This is a genomic window from Curtobacterium sp. C2H10, from assembly GCF_025407985.1.
Lineage (GTDB): Bacteria > Actinomycetota > Actinomycetes > Actinomycetales > Microbacteriaceae > Curtobacterium.
The window spans coordinates 60,397-81,625 of record NZ_JABXGF010000003.1 but is presented as its reverse complement, the minus strand read 5'-3'; the positions used below and the strand labels follow the sequence as shown (position 1 = coordinate 81,625).

The window sequence follows — 21,229 nt, the reverse complement described above, 5'->3', positions numbered from 1 at the left end:
CCGTCGACCCCCGAGGAGCGCACCGTGTCGTCACCGACGCCGCCAGGCTGGTACCCCGACCCGTCCGGTCAACACGCCACCCGGTGGTGGGACGGCACCCAGTGGACCGTGCAGGTCGGCCCGCCGCCCGCACAGCTGCCCCGCCAGCGCCTCCCCGAGCATGTGCCGACGGACACCGTGTTCGTCTGGGTCCTCGCGCTGCTCCCGCTGCTCTCCCTCCCCGTCACCTTCCTCTACGAGCCGCAGGTCCGGTACGGCGTCGGTCCGGGAGGCGTCCGGACGGTGGACCCGACCTCCATCTACACCGCCGGGTACTTCCTGCTGCAGGCGTTCTCCGTGCTCCTGTACGCCGCGAACGTCGTGCTCGCGTTCTTCGACCACCGGGCCCTCGGGCGGCGCGGCGTCGTCCGGCCGTTCTCGTGGCCGTGGGCGTTTCTGTCGCCGATCGTCTACGTCATCGGCCGGTACGTCGTCGTCCGCAAGGTCGCACCCGGACGGCCCATCTGGCCGCTGTGGATCAGCATCGCCGTCGTCGTCATCGGCATCATCGTCGGGATCGGTCGGGCCGTCGCGGTGTTCCAGCAGCTGCTCCCGTAGTCGTCACCGGACGAGGACGAGTCGTGCCCTGCACACGAGCGACGAGCGACGACCTGGACGAGTTGCGGACGTTCCTGCTCGAGGCCGACCTGACGGTCGCCGGCCTCGACTCGCTGGCCGTGCAGATCTGGCTCGAACGCGGACCCGAGGGCGGGATCATCGGCAGCACCGGATTCGAGCTCAGCGCGGACGGCGCGCACGCCCTGATCCGGAGCGTCGCGGTGTCCGGCTCGATGCGGGCGTCCGGGGCCGGTACGCGGCTCGCGCGCTTCGCGCTGGCTGAAGCGGCTCGAGCGGGCGCGGGTCGAGCGTGGTTGTTCTCGCGGCGGTCGGGGCCCTTCTGGCAGAAGCTCGGCTTCACTCCCGCAGACCGCGACGTGCTCGCTTCCGTCCTGCCCGGGACGCAACAGGTGCGCCTCTTCACGTCGACCGGGCAGCTCGGACGCGAGGTCGCGTGGTCACGCGAGCTCGTCAGTGGCGACGCCTCGTTCCGGGTCCGCGAGCGGGGCGCGTAGCATTGCCCGACCCGGCGCTCGGTCGCGGAACACACCCCAACGCACGGGAGGCAACGTGAACGGCCCACTGCGGAGCACTGTTCGTGGACGGCGTCGAGGGGGAGCCCGGGTCGTGGCCGGTGTGGCCGTCGCACTCCTGGGCATCGTCGTGTCGGGGTGCTCCACGCAGACGGCCCCGAAGGCCGCCGATCCCCTCGCCACCTGGAACGCTGCCGTGGCCGACCGGGCCGACGAACCCGCGAACTGGGTCGCCCTGGGAGACTCGATCACCGAGGGGCAGGGTGCCTCCGCCCGCTCCACCCGGTGGATGGACCTCACGCTCGACGGGCTCCGCACGGAGCACCCGACGGACGCTGTCACCGGTGGCGCCGGGTACCTCCCGGCACAGTTCGCCGTGTACGGCCCGGACTCGACGTGGGGTGACTGGGCGACCGCGAGCACGGGGTCGAGCCAGTTCGACGCCACCGCACCCGACCTCGGTTACCGATCGGTCGCGATGCAGGCAGGCGCTTCGCGCACCTACGCATTCACGGGCACCGGGATCGACATCTGGTGGGCGCGCTACCCCGGGTCCGGCGACTTCACCTACAGCGTCGACGGAGCCGCACCGGAGACCGTCGCCACGACGGGGAACGCCAGCACCGGCACGACGACGACGGTGGACGGGTTGTCGAGCGGTGAGCACACGGTGACCGTCACCGCTGTCTCGCCGTTCTCCCTGCTGGGGTTCACGATCTTCGACGGCGACCGGGGCAAGGGCATCCACCGCTACGACTCCGCCCACTCCGGAGCGACGATCGCGACCTTCACCGAGGACCAGGAGGGCTTCCTGACAGCGGTGCGTCGTGCTGCTCCGGACCTCGTCACGATCACGCTGGGTGGCAACGACGCGTCGAAGCTCACCCCCGAGGAACTCGGGACGCAGTACGTGGCGTTCCTGAAGGCCCTCGCGGCACTCCCCACGAAGCCCTCGCTGCTCGTGATCGGTGAGTTCGACCCGGCCTCGAGCATGACGGACGGCATGGCGAGCCCGTGGTCGACCTACCTCGCCGAGATCGAGAACGCCGCATCGAAGGGTGGCGCTGCGTTCGTCGGCCTGGCGGACGCTCTCCCGCAGGCCGACCACTCCGGCACGGGGATCTACTCGACGGACGGCATCCACCCGAACGACTCCGGCCAACGGCGGATCGCGAAGCTCGTGCTCGCCACCCTGGCTGCGCACGAGGACGACTGACGGACTGGAGGCGCGGTGCCAGCTGGCACCGCGCCTCCAGTCCGTCAGTGCGGAGCCCGTCAGCGAGTGCTGACGGTGACCCGGGTCAGCGCGAACGCGCCGTCCTGCGCGAAGAGCGCGAGACGCCCGGACGGGCGGTCGTAGAGGCGCGTGCTCAACGCGACGGAACCGTCGACGACGGCGACGCAGAGGTCGCCGTCGAGGTGCACGTCGATGCGGTGAGGGCCGGGAGCGAGCGGGACCGGGCGCTCGAGCTCGACCGCGTGCGGGACGTCACCGAGGATCTGCCACTGCTCACCGCCGGTCGTACCGCGCGGCCACCGATCGAGGACGAGTCGGGAGCGGTCCGGTTCGAGGCGGAGCGCGTAGCCGGCTTCCGCGTCGTCGCTCGTGCGCAGGAGCACACCGAACGACCGGGTGTCCGGGGCGACGTCGAGCTCGATCGTGACGAGTGCCTCGGCGGGGAGTTCCGGCCCGGTCCAGGATGCGAAGCGGCTCGATGCGCCGTCTCCGACGACCGGTGCTGCGCCGTTCACGGGTGTGAAGACATCGGTGACGTCGACCTCGTTCGCGTACGCCGCTCGGAGCGTCCGGGGGAGGTCGAAGCGCAACGACCCGTCCGGTCGCTGGTGCGCCTGGAGGGTCGCCATGGTGCCGGCCCACTGCCACGCCCCGGCGTCGCGCTCACCCTCCTTCGTGGCGATCCACCCGACGAAGAAGCGGTCCTCGCCGAGGGCGACGGTCTTCGCGGCGTAGAACGCGCGGCCGTCGACGGTGTCGTCGGCGGGCGCGAGCCACGGTCCGTCGGGCGACGTCGCGACGCGGTAGCGCGTGCAGAACGCGTCGGAGAACTCGGAGTACACGAGGTACCACCAGTCGCCCCACCGGAAGACGTCCGGGCACTCGTGGGCGATGAACCGGTGCGGCGCCCAGATCGGGTCGGCGTCGCGCCAGGTGACGAGGTCGTCCGACTCGAGGCGGGCGACGAGACCGGAGCGGCGGTAGGGCTCGTCCGGGCGGCGGGTCGCGAGGAGCATCTGCCAGGGGCGCTCGGGCGACGGGCGGAAGACGAACGGGTCGCGCCAGTCCTCGGGCGCGTAGCCGGGGAGTGCTGGCAGGTCCCACTCGGGGTGCTTCGTCCAGCGCGTGAGGTCGCCGTCGGAGGTCGCGTGGCAGACGACCTGGACGTCCTTCCGGCCGAGGCCGGTGTCGGTGGTGATGCGCGGGTTGTGGCCGGTGGAGAACAGGTGCAGGAGCCCGGAGTCGTCGCGGACGACGCTGCCCGTGTAGCAGTCGAAGTCGCTGGCGTCGGGTCCGCCCGAGGGGAGCACGACGCCGTGGTCCTCGAAGGTCACGAAGTCCGTCGTCGAGACCGCGCCCCAGGGCATGCCGGTCGCACGGTCGACGGGTGCCGCGTCCGGCCGTTCGTCGAGCAGGTAGTACAGCCACGCCCGGTCGTCGGCCGCGAACGGGATGACGTCGCCCACGAAGCCGTTCGGCGGGCGGAAGTGGGTGCTCGGTTCGGCGGTCACTCGGACTCCTGCGGATCGGTTGCGGGTGCGGGTGCGGGTGCTGGGGCGTCCCGTGGCGTTGCGAGGGAGCTTCGCGGGACGTACTCGCAGGGCACGAGGTGGCGCCCGGGATCGTGCGTCTCGGCGAGCAGGAGTGTGCCGGCGTCGAAGCCCATCTGCTGGTGGGGGAGCGCGACCGTGGTCAGCGGCGGGTGCATCTGATCGGCGAGGTCGGGCTGGTCGTCGAAGCCGACGATGCTGACGTCCTCCGGGCAGCGGAGCCCGAGGGACTGCGCCGCCATCAGCGCGCCGACGGCCATGCGGTCGTTCCCGCACACGAGCGCGGTCGGCGGGTCGTCGGCGAGGAACTCCATCGCGAGGTCGTAGCCGGAACCCACCTGGTAGGTGCCGTACCGGACGGGGACGGCGTCTGCTCGGAGACCGGCTTCGGCCGCGGCCTCGTCGAACCCGCGTTTGCGCTCGCGGCAGGCGTAGTCGTCCTCCGGACCGCCGAGGAACGCGACGTCGGTGTGCCCGGCGGCGAACACGGCAGCGGCGACGTCGTGGCCACCCTGGAACTCGTCGGCCAGCACGGTGACGGCCGGGGCGCCGTCCGGCGGGAAGCAGTTCACGAAGACCGTCGGCACGCCCTCGACGCCCGACACCGGCGTGACGTCCTCGGGGCCGGGGGCGGCGTAGATCAGACCGGCGACGCCCTGCTGCACGAGGTTCGCGACGGCCGCCGTGCCGCCGTCGGACGTCTGCGCGGTCTCGACGACGAAGCAGACGTACCCGGCTTCCTGCACGGCCTGCTGCACACCGAGCACGATGTGACCGGCGTAGGGCTGGGAGACGAGCCGGTCCGCGATGACCCCGACCGTGTAGGACCGGTTCGACCGGAGGGACTGCGCGGCACGGTTCGGCTGGAAGTTGAGCGCCTTCGCCGACTCGAGCACGCGGGCCCGGGTGTCCGCAGCGATCGAGACGTCGCGCCGGTCGTTCAGCACGAACGAGACCGTCGGCTGCGAGACGCCGGCATGCCGCGCGACGTCCTTCATCGTGACGCGGTGCGACGGTTCCGTCTGCTTTCGGCTCGCCATCTGTCCTCCTTCGACATGCTCATCATGGCAGAAGCAAATACGTATTGCCTCATCTGGGAGACGTGTGTACAGTCAGCGAGCAAATACGTATTGGCTCCGACTCGACGGGGCCACGATCGCTCAGAGAGGAGCGACCCATGGCGAACGGATTCAGCACTCCGATCGACCGACGCACGCTGTTCAAGTTCGGTGGTGCCGGACTCGCACTGGCCGGCATCGGATCGCTCGCGGCGTGCTCCACCTCCGGCAGTGGCGGTGGCGCGACGGGCACGATCAAGATGCTCTACTTCGGGGAGCAGAGCGCGGCGACCGCACTCCAGAAGGCCATCGAGCCGAAGATCCGGCAGCTCGACAAGACGGCGAAGCTGCAGGTCACGGCCATCAACGGCACCGACTGGAACGACTTCCTGGCGAAGGTGCTCACGCAGATCGCTTCCGGGGACGTGCCCGACATCGTCAGTGTCGCGACCGAGGGGCAGCAGCTGCTCGCCTCGAAGAACCTGCTGACGCCGCTCGACGACCTCGTCACCAAGAACCTGTCCGGGCTGTCGACGTACTTCAGGGGCATCCACCCCTCGCTGGTCGAGTCGACGATGTACCAGGGGCACCTCTACACGCTGCCCGACAGCTTCAACGCCGGCAGCATGTTCTACTCGACGTCGCTGTTCGACAAGGCGGGGCTCTCGCGTCCGGCTGCGAACTGGTCGATGGACGACTTCCACTCGTCGGCGGAGAGCCTGGCCAAGGTCGGCGGCAGCACCTACGCGTTCGACTGGGTCGTGCGGCTCTGGGGCAGCTGGACCTCGTTCCTCTACGCGAACGACGGCAACCTCCTCGAGGAGGGGCGCTACTCCGGCGGCGACTGGCTCTGGGGCAGCAAGGCGTTCGACGGCAACGCCGTGGGCGTAAGTGGCCGCAAGGGCGGCTGGAAGTGGGGCGACCCGACGGCGAACTCCGACGCCGCGGTCGAGGCGCTGCAGTACGTGATCGACCTGCAGAAGTCGGGGGCGTCCCCCTCGCCCGACGTCGGCGGTGGCGGCACGCTGCAGGGCCTCTTCGCGTCCGGGCGCATCGGCATGACGATCGGTGGTGGGTTCTGGGCGGGTGGTCTCCACAACGCGGGCATGAAGGACGGCAGCTTCGACGTCGTGGAGTTCCCGACGTGGAAGAGCAACAAGTCGCTCTTCGGTGCCGGCGGGTACGGCATCTTCGACTCGTCGAAGCAGAAGGACCTGGCGTTCGAGGTCATCAAGCTCATGGTGCAGCCGGAGAGCTTCGACGCGCTCTGGCCCGGCAACGTCACGACACCGGCGCAGAAGTCGCTGCTGACGGCCGATCGGTACAAGACCACGGGGCCGGAGCACTGGTCGGTGTTCTACGACCAGCTCGACAACTCGGTGCCGATCTCCGCACCGCCCTACTACAACGCGCTCGCGACGGCCCTCAACCAGCGCACCACCCAGGCGATCTCGTCCGGCAACGCGAAGAAGGCGCTCGACGGTCTGCAGGCCGACATCGAGAAGGCCGCCGCGCAGGCGTCGTGATGACCGCGACGACAGGATTCCGCTCCCGGCGGGCTGCCGAGGTCGCAGCCCGCCGCCCGGCGGCCAAGCGCGTCCGGCGCCGTGAAGCCTCGTTCGGCTACGCGATGATCGGACTGGCGGTGGTCTTCGTCGCCGTCTTCACCTTCATCCCGATCCTCGCGTCGCTCGGGCTCTCCTTCACGTCGTGGGACGTGATCAGCAGCCCGGAGTTCGTCGGCCTGGACAACTACGTGCGGCTGTTCACCGACGGTCCGGTCCTGGCCTCGTTCGGGGTGACCGTCGTGCTCGCGGTCTGCATCGTCGCCTTGCAGATCTCGCTCGGCATGTTGTTGGCGGTGCTGGCGAACAACCGGAAGCGCAACGCCACGCGCGTGTTCTTCCGGACGTCGTTCTACCTGCCGCTGCTCGCGTCGTCCGCGGCGGTGTCGATCTTCATGGGCTACATCTTCGACACCAAGTTCGGGCTCATCAACTACTACCTGAACGAGATCGGGCTCCCGGGCGCGCACTGGCTCAACGACCCGTTCTGGGCGAAGGTCACGGTCGTACTCGTGGTGGTCTGGCAGCAGGTGGGCTTCACGTTCGTCCTGTTCGTGGCCGCCCTGATGTCCGTGCCGGTCGACGTCCAGGAGGCCGCAGCGATCGACGGAGCCGGGCCGTGGCGCACCCTCTTCCGGATCAAGATCCCGTTGATCAGCCCGACGATCCTCTTCGCCACCGTGATCGCGATGATCAACGCGATGCAACTGTTCGACCAGCCGTTCATCATGACGAAGGGCGGGCCGGGCACCGCGACGACGACCGCGACCATCTCCCTCTACCAGGCCGGCTTCCAGAACCTGCAGTTCGGGTTCGCCTCCGCCATCGCGATCCTGTTGCTCGTCATCATCGGCATCATCACCGGGATCCAGTTCATCGCCGCACGAAAGCTGGTGTTCTACCAATGACGACCACCGACGTCATCAACCCGCTCCACGCGCCGGAGACCGTCGCGCAGCCGAGCGTCGCCCACATCGTCCGTCGCCGCCGACCGGTGGCGAAGGTCGGCAGCGTCATCGGGCTGGTCATCCTGATCATCGCCGCGGTGTTCGCGCTCGGGCCGCTGCTCTGGACCCTGACCACCTCGCTCCGCACCCCGGCCGAGTCGTTCGACAACCCGCCGCAGTGGATCCCGCTCTCGTGGGACTTCAGCAACTACGCGGCCGTGTTCAACCAGATCCCGATCGGCCAGTTCTTCGTGAACAGCGTGCTCGTCACACTGCTCATCGTGGTCGGCCAGACCATCACCTGCACGCTCTCGGGCTACGCGTTCGCGATGATCAGCTTCCCGGGGAAGAACACGATCTTCGGGATCTTCCTCGCCACCATGATGGTGCCGATCCAGACGATCATCATCCCGGTGTTCGTCATCCTGAAGGACATGGGACTGACCGGCTCCATCGCCTCGCTCATCGTCCCGGCCCTCGGCAGCGCGTTCGGCACCTTCCTGATGCGGCAGTACTTCATGCAGATGCCGAAGGAGCTCGGTGAGGCGGCGCGCATCGACGGAGCGACGCAGTTCGGCGTCTTCTGGCACGTGTACTCGCGGATGGCCAGCCCGGCGATCGCGACGCTCGCGATCCTGAACTTCTCCGGGTTCTGGGCCGAGTACTACCGGCCGCTGATCTTCCTGAACCAGCAGGACACGTTCACGCTCCCGCTCGGGCTGGTCGGCCTGCAGGGCAACCTCGGCACCGGCTCGATCTCGGTCGTGCTCGCCGGCGTGGTCCTGACGATGATCCCGAGCGTGCTGCTGTTCATCGTCGCCCAGCGGTACTTCATCGAGGGCGTCACGGCGGGGTCGTCACGATGACCGACACGCCCGTGACCGAGGCGCCTTCGGCAGTGGCCCCGCCGGCCGACGCCCGCGCCGTCCCCACCCCGTCCCAGGAAGCAGCACCGACCGTGATCGCACCAGCCGACCACCACCTCCCGCAGTTCCACGTCCGCCTTCCCCGCGGCTACGTCAACGACCCGAACGGCCCGATCGACATCGGCGGGCAGGCCCACCTGTACTTCCAGTCCCGGCCGCGCGTCGACCTCGACGTCCCGGTGGAGTGGGGGCACGTGACGAGCGACGACCTCGTGCACTGGACGCTCCACCGTCCGGCGATCGTGCCGGTCCCGGGCGGTGCCGACTCCGGTGGTGCCTGGTCGGGCAACACCGTCCTGCACGACGGGGTCGTCCGCGCCTACTACTCCGGCAAGGTCGACCACAGCCCCTTCCAGTCGGTGCTGCTCGCCGAGTCCACCGACGGCGGAGCCACCTTCGGAGCCCCCGTGCAGGTCGTCGCGGACCCCGGAGCCGAGGAATCGATCACGATGTTCCGCGACCCGTTCGTGTGGTCCGACGGAGACGGGTGGTCGATGGCCGTCGGCGCCGCGGACGCCAACCAGGTGGCGTCCGTCCGGCACTACCGCTCGACCGACGGTGTCGACTGGGCGTTCGTCGGCGACCTCGTCGCCATGCCGCGCGCGACGGTGCACGGCATCGACACCGGCGAGGGCTGGGAGTGCCCGCAGATCATCACGATCGACGGTGCCGACGTGGCGATCGTCGCGTCGTGGTCCCATGCGGAGGGGCCCGGCGACGTGCTCGCGGTGCCCCTGACCGGTGACCCGCGGCCCTCCCGGATCGACGACGGGCAGCACTTCTACGCGGCCTCGGTGATGCGGACGGGGTCGTGGGGTCCGGTGCTGTTCGGGTGGATCACCGAGGGCCGGACCCGGGAGTGGACCGAGCAGGCCGGCTGGTCGGGTGCGATCTCCCTGCCGCGCCGCGCCTGGGTCGCGGACGGACGGCTCCTGACCGAGCCCCACCCGGCCCTCGATGCGCTGCGCGTCGGTTCGGCGACGGACGGCCGCGCGGAGACGATCGGCGCCCAGGCAGAGATCGTGCTCCAGGACCCGGTCACCGGTCGCATCCGGGTCCGGTTCTCCGACGCCGAGTTCCTCGACATCGTCGTCGACACCGAGGCGGACACGCTCACCGTCGACCGGTCCTGCGCCAGCACCGACCAGCGCGCGGACCGGCGCCCCGCCGAGATCCGTCATCCGTTCGACGCCGCGGCGGACCGCCCCGCGGTGCGCGTGCTGCTCGACGGTTCCGTGGTCGAGGTCTTCACCAGCGCCGGACGCTCCGTCACGACGCGGGTCTACCCGGTGCAGGCACCGCCGTGGACCGTCGAGGCCCCGGAGGGCGCGTCGTGGTGGCCGCTCGAGTGCTCGGTCACCTCGGTGGCGTCCGCTCCGCGGGCGGTCGTCGCCGGCGCCGGGACTGCCTGATGTCGCTGCGGTACGGCCCCGTCGCCGGTCCGGGGAGGACACGGACGTGTCGATGATCACCGTCGCCGGCGAAGCGCTGGTCGACGTCGTCGGTCAGGGCCGCGAGGTCCCCGGCGGCGGGCCCGCGAACGTTGCGCTCGGCCTGGGGCGGCTCGGCGCCGAGGTCGAGTTCGCGACCTGGCTCGGTGCGGACGAGCGAGGACAGCGCGTCGCGCGGCACCTCGAGGCCTCGGGCGTGCAGCTCGTCGCCGGCGGCTTCGGCGCGGCACGGACGTCGTCCGCGACGGTGCTGCTCGGTGCGGACGGGCAGCCCAGCTACGCGTTCGACATCGAGTGGGACCTCCCGCGCCTCCAGCGGACACCGGCGTGGTTGCACGTCGGATCGATCGCCGCGTTCCTCCAGCCGGGGGCGGAGAAGGTGCTCGCTGCGGCCGAACGGACCACGGCCGCCGGTGGGATCGTCTCGTTCGACCCGAACGTCCGCCCCGCCCTGCTCGGCACCCGGTCCGGAGCACGCGCCCGGTTCGAGGAGCTGGCGGCCCTGGCGACCGTGGTGAAGCTCTCCGACGAGGACGCGGCATGGCTCTGGCCCGGGCGTGACACCGACGCGGTGCTCGACGCGATCATCGCGCTCGGGGCGGAGCTCGCCGTCGTCACCGCCGGGGCATCGGGATCCGTCCTGTCCACGGCCTCGGAGCGGGTGACGGTGCCGGGGGAGCGCGCGGCCGTCATCGACACGGTGGGCGCGGGGGACACCTACACCGCGGCGCTCCTCTGGCAGTTGACCCGCTCGCGCCCGTGGCCGGCGGACTCGTCGTCGACGGGCAGCGACTCGTCGCTGGGACACCTCGACGGCACCGCGTTGCGCGAGCTGGGTCGGACGTGCTCCATCGCCGCGGCGATCACGGTCGGGCGGCGCGGGGCCGACCTGCCGACCATCGACGACGTCCGGCTGGCCTCCGGCCCGAAGGCCGTCCGGTGACCGCGTCGACCGTGCGGACCCACCGACCCTCGTCCACGACCCGAACCCTCGAAGGAGAACACCGTGCTCGGCAACCTCACCGGCATCCACCTGCTCGTCATCCTCGGCATCGTCATCCTGCTCTTCGGCGCCACCAAGCTCCCCGCCCTGGCGAAGGGTCTCGGGCAGTCGCTCACGATCTTCCGCCGCGAGGTCCGCGACACTGAGCCGCACGGCACCCCGACCAGCGACTCCGCTCCCGCCGCGACCGGCGACTCTGCTCCCGCCGCGACGTCGACCCCGACGACGCCCGTCGAGTGACGACACCGCCTCGAGCTGAGCGGAGCGCACCGTGGACGCCGAGAAGCTGATCGTCATCGGGATCGTCGCCGCGGTCTTCGTCGGACCGCACCGCCTCGTCGGTCTCGCGCAGCAGTTGGCCGGGTTCGTCCGACAGCTCCGTCACTGGGCGGAATCCACGAAGGCCCAGGTCGAGGAGGAGATCGGCGTCGAGATCGACTGGTCCGAGCTCGACCCGCGTCAGTACGACCCGCGCCGGATCATCCGTGATGCGCTGACACAGCCGTCGTCAGCGAGCGAGTCGGGGGAGCGGGCGTCAGCGGCGACGGCTGTCACCCATGAGACTCAGCAGTGATGCCCCGCGCCGCTCCGCGGAGCGCGTGAGTTCCCCGACCACGCGATCCGCGGTCGAAGCGTCTGATGCACGGACGCCTCAACGGACATCAGCGCTCGACCAGAGCCCGCGCGCGAGTCCCCACGCCCGGCGGAGGACCGGATGCAGTTCCGTGGCTGCCGCGACGAGCAGCGTGCAGGTCTGCGCGATCAGGAACACCACGAGCGCAACCGACGCGAACGCGGTGACGATCCACGCGGTGGCCGGCACCAGGAGCAGCATCCCGAGCACGCGGACGGCACGGGGTTCCACGGGCCGCCGCACGGAGAGGAGCCCAGCTGCGACGAAGGCGAGCGGGACGAGTGCCTGCAGGACGAGCGCGATGGGGAACCACAGCTGACTGCTGGTCGCCGGGGACAGCGTCGCCACGAAGCCGACGACGCCAGCGGCGACGAAGATGCGCACGGCATCGCAGGTGAACGCTCCACCAGCGACAGCCATCGACCCTGCTGCCACCGACGTCGCGGCGAGGACGGGTACGGCGATCGCGCCGAGGACGTGGTGCCCGGTGAAGCCCAGCAGGTTGTCGATCGCGAGCAACGCCGCGCAGCAGGCGCCGACGGCGAGGACGACGGATGGTCTCGTTCGCGACCCCCTCATCGCTCGCTGCCGTCGATCGGTTGCGAAGAGTCGCCGGTCCCTCCGTGCGCAGTCGACGATCGCCGCTCGTCTGCGCTCAAGTTCATCCTCCCCGAATCATCGCCACGGGCACGGCGACGAAGCCCAGAATGCTGCACATCAGCGAACGGTACAACCTCACGGGTGGGAGCAATACGGGGAAGATGACCCTTGACTACGTAGACAACCCCGTGGTTACCTGTCTCCCACACCCGATCCCCCTCGGGTCCGAGGCTGCAGCGAAGGAGCTGGCACATGAGCGACACCGCCCCCGTCCGCCGCCTGCGCCCGGCCTCGATGACCGACGTCGCCGCCCTCGCCGGTGTCTCCCAGAAGACCGTCTCCCGCGTGGTGAACGACGAGCCCCACGTCACCGAGGCCGTCCGCGCCAAGGTCGAGGCCGCGATCTCCGAGCTCGGGTTCCGCCCGAACGCCGCCGCCCGCTCCCTGAAGTCCCAGCGCTCCCGTCGCGTCGGCCTCATCACCATCGGCACGAACCTGTACGGTCCGACGGCGATGCTCACCGGCGTCGAGCAGGCCTGCCGCACGAACGGCTACAGCCTCGCCGTGGTCCGAACGGTGACCGCGACCGCCGAGGAGCTCCAGCCCGCGGTGGACTCCCTCATCGGCCAGGACGTCGAGGCGATCGTCTTCTCCGAGCCGGTCGACAACCAGATGGACCAGCTCCGCATGCCCTCGGGCGTGACCGTCCTGACGCTCGGGCCGCCCGACGTCGCCGACCGTGAGAACACCCTCGCGGTCGGCCTCGACGAGACCGGTGCCGCCTTCGCTGCGACCGACCACCTGCTGGCCCTCGGTCATGAGACCGTGTGGCACATCGCCGGCCCCGGGAACTGGACCTCGAGCCAGCGCCGGGAGACCGGTTGGCGCGCGGCCCTGCAGGATGCGGGCGTCGCCGAGCACGAACCGGTCGAGGGGGACTGGTCGCCGCAGAGCGGCCACGACGCGATGCGCGCGCTCCTCACCCGACCCGACGTGACCGCGGTGTTCGTGGCGAACGACCAGATGGCGATCGGCGCGATGTCCGCGATCCAGCAGGCGGGTCTGTCCGTCCCGGGCGACCTCAGCATCGTCGGCTTCGACGACATGCCGATCGCGGCGTTCCTGCCGGTGCCCCTCACCACCATCCGCCAGGACTTCGACGAGGCCACCCGTCTCGCGATGCACCGCCTGTTCCGGACGCTCGACGGCCACCCGCCGGCCGAGCGGCACCGGATGCTCCCCGGCCAGCTCATCACGCGCGCCACCAGCGCGCCGCCGTCACCGGAGCGGCGTCACCTCCGCCCCGCCGACTGAACACCGGACGGGAGGCGCGGCTTGCCGCCGTCCCGTGAGTGAGCGCTCACGCGCGCTCGCCTCCACACCCGCACCCACCTCGACGACGACGTCAGGAGACGACACGTGACCCCAGTACCACCGCGACCCGGCACGACCGCCGCAGCCGCGCCTCCCGACCGGAACGCGAGCCCGGGACCCAGCCGACGCGACCTGCTCCGATGGGGCGCCGCTGCTGGCGGAGCCTTCGCGCTCAGCGGTCTGCTGGCCGCCTGCTCACCGCAGTCGACCGCGGCCGTCCGCTCCGGACGCGCCGACCTGGCGTTCTGGACGCACGACCCCGGCTACGAGAAGTTCTTCACCCAGGCGCTGCCGGTCGCCGACCGGAAGTCCGACTTCCGGTTCGCGCTCGACATCACCACGATCGCGGCGGCCGACATCCCGACGAAGCTCATCGCCCAGGCGGTCGCGGGCACGGGCACACCGGACGTCGCGGGACTCGAGATCGGAGCGTTCTGCCGGATGCTCCGCGGCGACATCGCGAAGGAGCTGCTGAGCGACCTGTCGCCGTCGGTGGCCGCGCAGCAGGACGACCTGATCGCCGCACGACTGACGCCGTTCTCGAAGGACGGACACCTCTACGCGCTCGACTCGGACACCCCGCTCTGCGTCTACTACCACCGTGCCGACCGGTTCGAGGCCCTCGGCATCCCCGACGACCTGACGACGTGGGAGGAGTACATGGACCTCGGGGCGAAGCTCAACAAGAGCAAGGGCGTCTCGCTGCACGCGGTCGCGGTCACCGACCCGGGCGGCACGCTGCAGAGCTACCAGATCCTGCTGCTCCAGCGCGGCGGCGACCTGTACGACGAGGACGGCGGCATCGCCATCCAGACCCCGGAGGCCGAGCGCACCCTGCAGTTCCTCGTCGACGGCGTGCAGTCCGGAGCGATCGCCACGGTCGCGGACATGTACGGGCCGAGCCTGCAGTCCGGGCTGAAGGGCGGCACGATCCTGGCGGTCGACATGCCCTCCTGGTACGCCAGCTACGGCATCAAGCCGAACGTCCCCGAGCAGAAGGGGAAGTGGCGCGTCCGGAACCTGCCCCGGTTCGCCGGTGGCGGCAGCACGACGAGCGTCGGCGGCGGGACCGGGTTCGCGGTGCTCCGCGACAAGCCCCTCACGAAGGCGGGGATCGACCTCGTGCTCGCGGCGTACCTCGACCCGGACCAGCAGGTGAAGCGGTACCAGGACCTCGGGTACCTGCCGACCCTGCGCTCGGTCTACGACGACCCGCGTCTCGCCGCGATGAGCGACCCGTACTTCGGCGGGCAGCAGCTGTTCGGCGTCTACAAGTCCGTCGTCGACGACGTCCCGTCGCAGCACCAGAGCGCCGACGCAGCGATCCTGCAGACCGTCCTGAGCGGCTACATCATCAAGGCCTACAAGGGCCAGATCTCCCCGAAGCAGGCGCTCGACGCCGCTGCGGCCGACTTCCGCGGCCAGACCCGCGCCTGAGGAGGACGACGTTGTCCACATCCACCGCCACCGGCATCCCGGTGTCCGCCACCACGGCTGATCCGCCGGCCCGACGACGACGGCTCAACACGAACGGCGGCAGCGCGCCGTACCTGTTCATCGCGCCGTTCTACGTGCTGTACGGCCTCTTCATGATCGTGCCGGTGCTCGCCGCCGTGTACCTGTCGCTCACGGAGTGGGTCGGTCTCGGTGCCCCGAACTGGATCGGGCTGTCGAACTACGCGAACCTGTTCCGCGACACCAGCTTCGGCACCGCCCTGGTGAACTCGCTGATCTACACGCTCATCGCCGTGTTCGTCATCGTGCCGGTCTCCCTGCTCGTCGCGCAGGCGCTCAACGCCAAGGGGCTGCGCGCCCGTGACCTGTTCCGCGTGACGTTCTTCATCCCGATGGTGCTGTCACCGATCGTCATCGCGCTCATCTACAGCCTGGTGTTCGACACGAACTACGGGCTGCTCAACGCCTCGCTCAAGGCGCTGTTCGGGCTGCCGAACACCGACTGGCTCGGGGACCCGACGCTCGCGAAGGTCGCGATCGGGTTCGTGCTCCTCTGGCGCACGGTCGGGTACCTGACGATCTTCTTCCTCGCGGCGCTCCAGAACGTGTCGCCGGAGCAGTACGAGGCCGCGTCGCTCGACGGTGCCGGCACGTTCCGGAAGTTCACGAACGTGACCCTGCCGGAGATCCGACCGGTCACGAGCTTCGTCGTCGTCACGTCGTTCATCAGCGCCGCGCAGCTCTTCGACGAGCCGTACCTGCTGACGAAGGGCGGCCCGGGCGAAGCGACCCTGTCCGTCGCCATGTTCATCTACCGCGCCGCGTTCGAGCGACAGCAGTTCGGGTACGCGGCCGCGGCCGGGGTCGTGCTGTTCGTCATCGTCTTCGGCGTCAGCCAGATCCTCAACCGCGCACTCGCCATCGGGAGGGACGCATGACCGCCACCACCGACCGCCCGACCACCCGGGCCGTCACGACCGCCGGAGGTCGGGCTCCCCGCTCCGGCCCGCCCCGCACGCGCGGGTGGGTCGCCCGCCGTGGGCTGCTCTACGCGACCCTCATCGCCCTGCTGCTCGTGTTCGTCTTCCCGCTGCTCTGGGCCCTGTCCGGCTCGTTCAAGCGACGCGGCGACATCTTCGCGACACCGCCGTCGCTGATCCCGAACCCGGCGACCGGCGAGAACTACTCCAACCTGCTGTCGACCCAGCCGTTCTGGGCATGGTTCGGCATCAGTGTCGGGACCGCGCTCATCGCCACCGTCGTGTCAGTCTTCGTCTGCGCGATGGCGGGCTACGGGTTCGCGAAGTTCCGGTTCCGGGGCAAGCGGGTGCTGTTCGCGGTGATGTTCTCGTCGCTGTCCGTGCCGTTCGCGGTGATCCTCGTGCCGCTCTTCATCCTGGTGGTGAAGTCGGGGCTCACGAACCCGTGGTTCTCGCTCGTCGTGCCGTGGGTGGCGCCGGCGTTCGGCATCTTCATGATGCAGCAGTTCATCGTCCAGGCGATCCCGGACGAGATCATCGAGGCCGCCCGCATCGACGGCAACTCGGAGTTCGGCACGTTCCGTCGTGTCGTGCTCCCGTTGCTCCGGCCGTCCCTCGGCGCACTCGCCGTGTGGAGCTTCCTGCAGAGCTACAACTCGTTCCAGTGGCCGCTGGTCCTGTTGTCCGACTCGAACCAGTACACCCTGCCGCTCGGCCTCAACGCGATCTTCGCCTCGGAGAACCGCTCGTACGACCTCGTGCTCGCCGGCGCCGTGCTCGCGAGCGTGCCGACCATCCTCGTGTTCCTGCTCCTCCGCAAGCAGTTGCTCGACGGCCTGACGGCCGGCGCCGTGAAGGGCTGAGACATGACCCGCGACCAAGCACCCTCGAACGGAGTACCCCGCACCATGCAGCACGACCGCGTCCTCTTCGGCGCCGCTTACTACCACGAGTACCAGCCCACACCCCGGCTCGACGAGGACATGCGCCTCATGCAGGAGGCCGGGTTCTCGGTCATCCGCGTCGGCGAGTCCGTCTGGAGCACCTGGGAGCCGGAGAACGGCCGGTTCGACCTCGAGTGGCTCGCCCCGGTGCTGGACGCCGCGCACGAGCACGGCATCCGGGTGGTCCTCGGCACGCCGACCTACGCGGTGCCGATGTGGCTCGCCCGCATCGTGCCGGAGATCAACGTCCGGCGACGGACCGGCGGCGAGGCGATGGGCTGGGGGGCTCGCCAGGAGATCGACTACGCCCACCCCGCGTTCCTGTTCCACGCCGAGCGGGTCATCCGGAAGATCGTCGCCCGGTACGCCGACCACCCGGCCGTGATCGGGTACCAGGTCGACAACGAGCCGGGCAACGAGCTCATCGCGAACCCCGAGGTGTTCCAGCGGTTCGTCGACCACCTGCGCCACACCTACGGGAGCGTCGAGCGGCTCAACGAGGAGTGGGGGCTGACCTACTGGTCGCACCGGCTCTCGACCTGGGCGGACCTGTGGACCCCGGACGGCAACGCGCAGCCGCAGTACGACCTCGCGTGGCGTCGGTTCCAGGCCTCGATCACGACGGACTTCATCGCCTGGCAGGCATCGGTCGTGCGGGAGTACTCCCGTGCGGACCAGTTCGTCACGACGTGCATCGCCTACGAGCGGCCCACCGTCGAGGACGAGGTGCTCACCCGTTCCCTCGACGTCACGGCCGGCAACCCCTACTACCGCATGCAGGACGCGCTCGAGCTCCCGAGCACCGACGAGCCGGCCCAGTTCTGGACGTCGTCCGGAGCCTGGTCGATCGTCGCGTCGGGCGACCGGATGTACGGGTCGAAGCAGGCGCCGTTCCTCGTCACCGAGACGAACGCGCAGGCCATCGGCTTCTCGTGGATGAACGAGCCGGCGTACGAGGGACAGTGGCGCCAGGCCGCGTGGGCGCTCGTGTCCCGTGGCGCCTCGATGATCGAGTACTGGCACTGGCACACGCTGCACTACGGGGTGGAGACGTACTGGGGCGGGGTGCTCCCGCACTCCCAGCAGCCCGGGCGGACGTACGAGGAGATCGCCCGGATCGGTGCCGAGTTCGCGCGCGCCGGGGACCGGGTCGCCGGACTCCGGCCGCGCGCCGACGTCGCGCTGCTCTTCTCGAACGAGTCGAAGTGGGCGTTGAACGAACACCCGGCGCTCGGCGACGGCATGGAGCCCGACCGCCGATCGTGGCAGACGGTCTACGACGCGTTCGCCCGCGGCGTGTTCGACGCCGGGCTCCAGGCGAACACGGTGCACCCGTCGCAGGTGTTCGACCGCGACCCGGAGTCCTTCGCCGCCGAGCGCCCGGTCCTCGTCGCCGCGGCGTTCACCATCGCCACCGACGCGCAGCTGCAGTGGCTCGCCGCCTACGCCGAGGCCGGCGGCCACCTCGTGGTCGGCATCCGCACCGGCTACGAGGACGAGGAGGCGCGTGCCCGGCTCGAGCGCAAGCCCGCCTTCCTCGACGTCGCGGCGGGCGTCCACTACGACGAGTTCAGCAACCTCGGTCGCCGCATCCCGGTGTCCGCCGGGGCCGCCGCGACGGACCACGGGTTCTCCGTGCCGGTCGGGGCCACGGCGACCCGGTGGGCGGACGGCCTGCTCGTCGACGACGCCGACGTGCTCGTCGGGTACGACCACCCGCACCACGGCCGGTTCGCCGCGGTCACCACCCGTGCGCACGGTGCCGGACGGGTGACCTACGTCGGGACCGTCCCGGACCCGGCGCTCGCCGCGGCGCTCGTCGACTGGGCGGCTCCAGGGGCGGACGGAGCACCCGGCTGGCGTCCCCAGACCGACACGCAGTCGGTGCAGAGTTCGGTCAACGGACGCGGGGAGACCGTGCACGTGGTCCACAACTGGTCGTGGACGCCGAGCACCTTCCAGGTGCCGGTCGCGGCGGAGGACGTCGTCGACGGCACGGCGCTCGCCGCCGGGTCCGAGCTGTCGCTCGGGGCGTGGGACGTGCGGGTGCTGGCCGTCCGGTAGGCGACCACTGCGGGACGGGAGGCGCGGTGCCAGCTGGCACCGCGCCTCCCGTCCACCGTCAGGTCACCGCCACGCCGCCAGCTCACGCGAGAGCGTCGCCCGCGCCCGGACGAGCATCCCGCGCACGGTCGAGACCGGCAGGCCGAGCGCAGCGGCGACCTCCCGGTAGGACAGCTGCTCGACGTGGCGCAGCTCCCAGCACCGGCGCTGCGTCGCGGGCATGGTCGTGAGCACCGCCGTCGCAGCCTGCGCGAGGGACGCACGCTCGGTGACACCGGTCGGGGCATGGTCGTCCGCTGCGGGCGTCGACTCGTCGAGCCGGCCGGTGACCCGCGCGGCGGCCCCGCTGAACCGGTCGTAGCTCCGCCGCCGAGCGGTGGTCACGAGCCAGCCGCCGATCGCCGCTGCATCGACGATCGACCCCAGGTGCGTCCACGCTGCGAGGAACGTCTCCTGCACGACGTCGTCGGCGTCCGCGTGGGAGTGCAGGACGCGCATGGCGGTGGCGTGCACGAGCGGCGTGTGCCGTCGCACGATCGATGCGAAGTCCGCGGATTGCGGTGGTGCTGCGGTGGGGGCGCGCATGAGCACGGTGGGCTCCGATCCTCGGGTGGATGCGTCCAGGGGATTCGGAATCGGGTCACGCCGAGAGGGTCGTGGTGCTTACCCCAGATCGTGGGGGACCGGGCCTGGTGCCGGGCCGCCCGACCAGCGCCGGATGGCGTCCTCGTCGAGCGCGGTGATCCCGTGGTGCACCGGGAGGGTGACGTGGAGTGCGATCTTCGCGTCGTCGGGTGCCAGCCGATCCGCGAAGGGGAAGAGGTCGGTCCCGTGACCGTCGGACGCGGATCAGCAGGGACCGCCAGCACGAGGCACGACCGCGTCGTGGGTCCCATCGTGTTTCCCGATGGACCTCGGCTGCCATTCGGGCTACCTCCCCGCCCCACCCGTGGCCAGGGTGGACCCATGCAGCTCTCCTCCCGCTTCACCACCCGCAACGCCGACCGCTTCCGCTTCGTCAAGGCACCCGGCCTCGACACCCCGCCCGCGCAGCGCGACCCCGCGGTCATCGAGACGGTGAGCCGCATGCTCTCGGAGATCGAACGCGGTGGCATGGACGCGATCGCCCGGTACGCCCGGGAACTCGACCGGCAGGACGCACCTCTCGAGCTGTCCGCTGCCGAGGTCGCGGCGAGCGGTGATCGACTCGCGCCGGACCTGCGTGAGGCGATCGAGCTCGGCTCGGAGCGGACCAAGCAGTTCGCGGCGATGCAGCGGGAGCACCTCACGGACTTCGAGGCGGAGCTCGCCGACGGCCTCGTCGTCGGCCAGCGCTACGTCCCGGTCGGCAGCGTCGGCGCGTACCTGCCCGCCGGGCGCTTCCCGCTGACCGCGAGCGCGTTCATGACGGTCGGGGTGGCCAAGGTCGCTGGTGTCCCGTCGGTCGTCGCGTGCACGCCGCCGCAGCCGGACGGTGGCGCGAACGACGCGGTCACGTACGCGGCGCACCTGTCCGGAGTCGACCGGCTGTTCGTCCTCGGTGGGGTGCAGGCGCTCGCGGCGATGGCGTTCGGTCTGCTCGACACCGACCTCGACCCGGTCGACATGCTCGTCGGCGCAGGCAACGCTTACGTGGCCGAGGCGAAGCGCCAGCTCTTCGGGACGGTCGCGATCGACCTGCTCGCCGGTCCCAGCGAGGTGGCGGTCATCGCGGACGACTCGGCGGACGCGGAGATCGTCGCCGCGGACCTGCTCGGGCAGGCCGAACACGGGCCGAACTCCCCGGCGGCCCTCGTCACGACGTCCGAGCGGCTCGCGCACGAGGTCGTGGCCGCCGTCGAGCGGCAGCTCCCTGCACTGTCCACGAACGCGATCTGCGGGCCCGCCTGGCGCGACCACGGTTCGGTCGTGCTCGTCCCGACGCGCGAGGACGCCGTGCTCGTGATGGACGAGCTGGCTCCGGAACACCTCGAGGTCCAGACCACCGACGACGAGTGGTACCACGACCACCTCACCAACTACGGCTCGCTGTTCCTCGGGCACTGGAGCACCGTCGCCTACTCGGACAAGGGCATGGCCGGCACGAACCACACCCTGCCGACCGCCGGGGGAGCGAAGCACAGCGCCGGACTCTCGGTGTCGCGCTACCTCAAGCCGCTCACCTACCAGCGCATCGCCCGCGAGGCCACCCCGTCGGTCGCGCACGCCGTCGACGTCATCTCGGCGAGCGAGGGCATGAGCGCGCACCGCGCCACCGCCACCATGCGTCTCGACACGTACGCACCCGTCGCAGCGAGCAACGACTGACCCC

Annotated in this window: 20 protein-coding genes; 16 read left to right on the top strand and 4 right to left on the bottom strand. The window is 70.6% G+C overall.

The window, feature by feature from the left end; translation table 11 throughout:
* Window positions 1-24: 24 nt before the first annotated feature.
* The 3 genes from HWD93_RS02745 to HWD93_RS02735 all read left to right on the top strand — a co-directional run bounded on the left by HWD93_RS02745 (window position 25) and on the right by HWD93_RS02735 (window position 2,346).
* Window positions 25-597 carry a DUF2510 domain-containing protein gene (locus HWD93_RS02745; RefSeq protein ID WP_261645969.1) on the top strand — a complete coding sequence of 191 codons (573 nt, stop codon included), beginning with the start codon at window positions 25-27 and terminating at the stop codon, window positions 595-597.
* A gap of 23 nt (window positions 598-620) precedes the next feature.
* A complete protein-coding gene (locus tag HWD93_RS02740; protein WP_261645968.1) occupies window positions 621-1,112 on the top strand; it encodes a GNAT family N-acetyltransferase in 492 nt (163 codons plus the stop codon).
* Between the two features lie 121 nt (window positions 1,113-1,233).
* Entirely contained in the window at window positions 1,234-2,346 is a 1,113-nt protein-coding gene (locus tag HWD93_RS02735) for a GDSL-type esterase/lipase family protein (protein WP_261645967.1), read from the top strand.
* Between the two features lie 59 nt (window positions 2,347-2,405).
* Here the strand turns inward: HWD93_RS02735 and HWD93_RS02730 are convergent, their stop codons facing one another.
* Together HWD93_RS02730 and HWD93_RS02725 are read right to left on the bottom strand one after the other, a co-directional pair.
* A complete protein-coding gene (locus HWD93_RS02730; protein WP_261645966.1) occupies window positions 2,406-3,878 on the bottom strand; it encodes a glycoside hydrolase family 32 protein in 1,473 nt (490 codons plus the stop codon).
* Window positions 3,875-4,957: a LacI family DNA-binding transcriptional regulator gene (locus HWD93_RS02725; protein ID WP_261645965.1), complete on the bottom strand. Its 1,083-nt coding sequence runs from the start codon at window positions 4,955-4,957 to the stop codon at window positions 3,875-3,877. Before HWD93_RS02725 ends, HWD93_RS02730 begins: the two co-directional genes overlap by 4 nt.
* 137 nt (window positions 4,958-5,094) lie before the next feature.
* Between HWD93_RS02725 and HWD93_RS02720 the strand changes: the two genes are divergently transcribed.
* From HWD93_RS02720 to HWD93_RS02690, 7 genes are all read left to right on the top strand, one after another.
* A complete protein-coding gene (locus HWD93_RS02720) occupies window positions 5,095-6,501 on the top strand; it encodes a sugar ABC transporter substrate-binding protein (RefSeq protein ID WP_070417978.1) in 1,407 nt (468 codons plus the stop codon).
* A complete protein-coding gene (locus tag HWD93_RS02715) occupies window positions 6,501-7,448 on the top strand; it encodes a carbohydrate ABC transporter permease (RefSeq protein WP_071303032.1) in 948 nt (315 codons plus the stop codon). The genes HWD93_RS02720 and HWD93_RS02715 overlap by 1 nt, the downstream gene beginning before the upstream one ends.
* Window positions 7,445-8,353, top strand: coding sequence for a carbohydrate ABC transporter permease (locus tag HWD93_RS02710; RefSeq protein WP_083295207.1), 909 nt, complete (start codon window positions 7,445-7,447; stop codon window positions 8,351-8,353). The genes HWD93_RS02715 and HWD93_RS02710 overlap by 4 nt, the downstream gene beginning before the upstream one ends.
* Window positions 8,350-9,825 (top strand): glycoside hydrolase family 32 protein, encoded by a 1,476-nt coding sequence (locus HWD93_RS02705; protein WP_261645964.1) that lies wholly within the window; start codon window positions 8,350-8,352, stop codon window positions 9,823-9,825. The genes HWD93_RS02710 and HWD93_RS02705 overlap by 4 nt, the downstream gene beginning before the upstream one ends.
* A 52-nt stretch (window positions 9,826-9,877) precedes the next feature.
* Window positions 9,878-10,807 (top strand): carbohydrate kinase, encoded by a 930-nt coding sequence (locus HWD93_RS02700; protein WP_261646012.1) that lies wholly within the window; start codon window positions 9,878-9,880, stop codon window positions 10,805-10,807.
* 63 nt (window positions 10,808-10,870) lie between these two features.
* Window positions 10,871-11,107 carry a twin-arginine translocase TatA/TatE family subunit gene (locus HWD93_RS19035; protein ID WP_308202932.1) on the top strand — a complete coding sequence of 79 codons (237 nt, stop codon included), beginning with the start codon at window positions 10,871-10,873 and terminating at the stop codon, window positions 11,105-11,107.
* 31 nt (window positions 11,108-11,138) lie between these two features.
* Complete coding sequence (locus HWD93_RS02690) at window positions 11,139-11,441, top strand: Sec-independent protein translocase TatB (RefSeq protein WP_261645963.1); 303 nt, start codon at window positions 11,139-11,141, stop codon at window positions 11,439-11,441.
* A gap of 78 nt (window positions 11,442-11,519) precedes the next feature.
* On the opposite strand, the gene HWD93_RS02685 is transcribed toward HWD93_RS02690, so the two are convergent.
* Window positions 11,520-12,080: a hypothetical protein gene (locus HWD93_RS02685; RefSeq protein ID WP_261645962.1), complete on the bottom strand. Its 561-nt coding sequence runs from the start codon at window positions 12,078-12,080 to the stop codon at window positions 11,520-11,522.
* Window positions 12,081-12,353: 273 nt separating this feature from the next.
* On the opposite strand from HWD93_RS02685, the gene HWD93_RS02680 reads away from it, so the two are divergent.
* The 5 genes from HWD93_RS02680 (at window position 12,354) to HWD93_RS02660 (ending at window position 18,918) form a co-directional block, all read left to right on the top strand.
* Complete coding sequence (locus tag HWD93_RS02680) at window positions 12,354-13,415, top strand: LacI family DNA-binding transcriptional regulator (protein WP_261645961.1); 1,062 nt, start codon at window positions 12,354-12,356, stop codon at window positions 13,413-13,415.
* Window positions 13,416-13,520: 105 nt separating this feature from the next.
* Window positions 13,521-14,912 carry an ABC transporter substrate-binding protein gene (locus HWD93_RS02675; RefSeq protein WP_217637376.1) on the top strand — a complete coding sequence of 464 codons (1,392 nt, stop codon included), beginning with the start codon at window positions 13,521-13,523 and terminating at the stop codon, window positions 14,910-14,912.
* Window positions 14,913-14,923: 11 nt separating this feature from the next.
* Window positions 14,924-15,868 (top strand): carbohydrate ABC transporter permease, encoded by a 945-nt coding sequence (locus HWD93_RS02670; RefSeq protein WP_229085480.1) that lies wholly within the window; start codon window positions 14,924-14,926, stop codon window positions 15,866-15,868.
* On the top strand, window positions 15,865-16,773 hold the full coding sequence (locus tag HWD93_RS02665; protein ID WP_070417984.1) for a carbohydrate ABC transporter permease: 909 nt from the start codon (window positions 15,865-15,867) through the stop codon (window positions 16,771-16,773). Before HWD93_RS02670 ends, HWD93_RS02665 begins: the two co-directional genes overlap by 4 nt.
* Before the next feature lie 3 nt (window positions 16,774-16,776).
* On the top strand, window positions 16,777-18,918 hold the full coding sequence (locus tag HWD93_RS02660) for a beta-galactosidase (RefSeq protein ID WP_261645960.1): 2,142 nt from the start codon (window positions 16,777-16,779) through the stop codon (window positions 18,916-18,918).
* A gap of 63 nt (window positions 18,919-18,981) precedes the next feature.
* Here the strand turns inward: HWD93_RS02660 and HWD93_RS02655 are convergent, their stop codons facing one another.
* Window positions 18,982-19,452, bottom strand: a complete 471-nt coding sequence (locus HWD93_RS02655) for a sigma-70 family RNA polymerase sigma factor (protein WP_261645959.1) — start codon at window positions 19,450-19,452, stop codon at window positions 18,982-18,984.
* A 432-nt stretch (window positions 19,453-19,884) separates the two neighbouring features.
* Here HWD93_RS02655 and hisD point away from each other — a divergent pair, with 432 nt between their 5' ends.
* Window positions 19,885-21,225 carry a histidinol dehydrogenase gene (gene hisD / locus HWD93_RS02650; RefSeq protein WP_261645958.1) on the top strand — a complete coding sequence of 447 codons (1,341 nt, stop codon included), beginning with the start codon at window positions 19,885-19,887 and terminating at the stop codon, window positions 21,223-21,225.
* Window positions 21,226-21,229 lie beyond the last annotated feature (4 nt).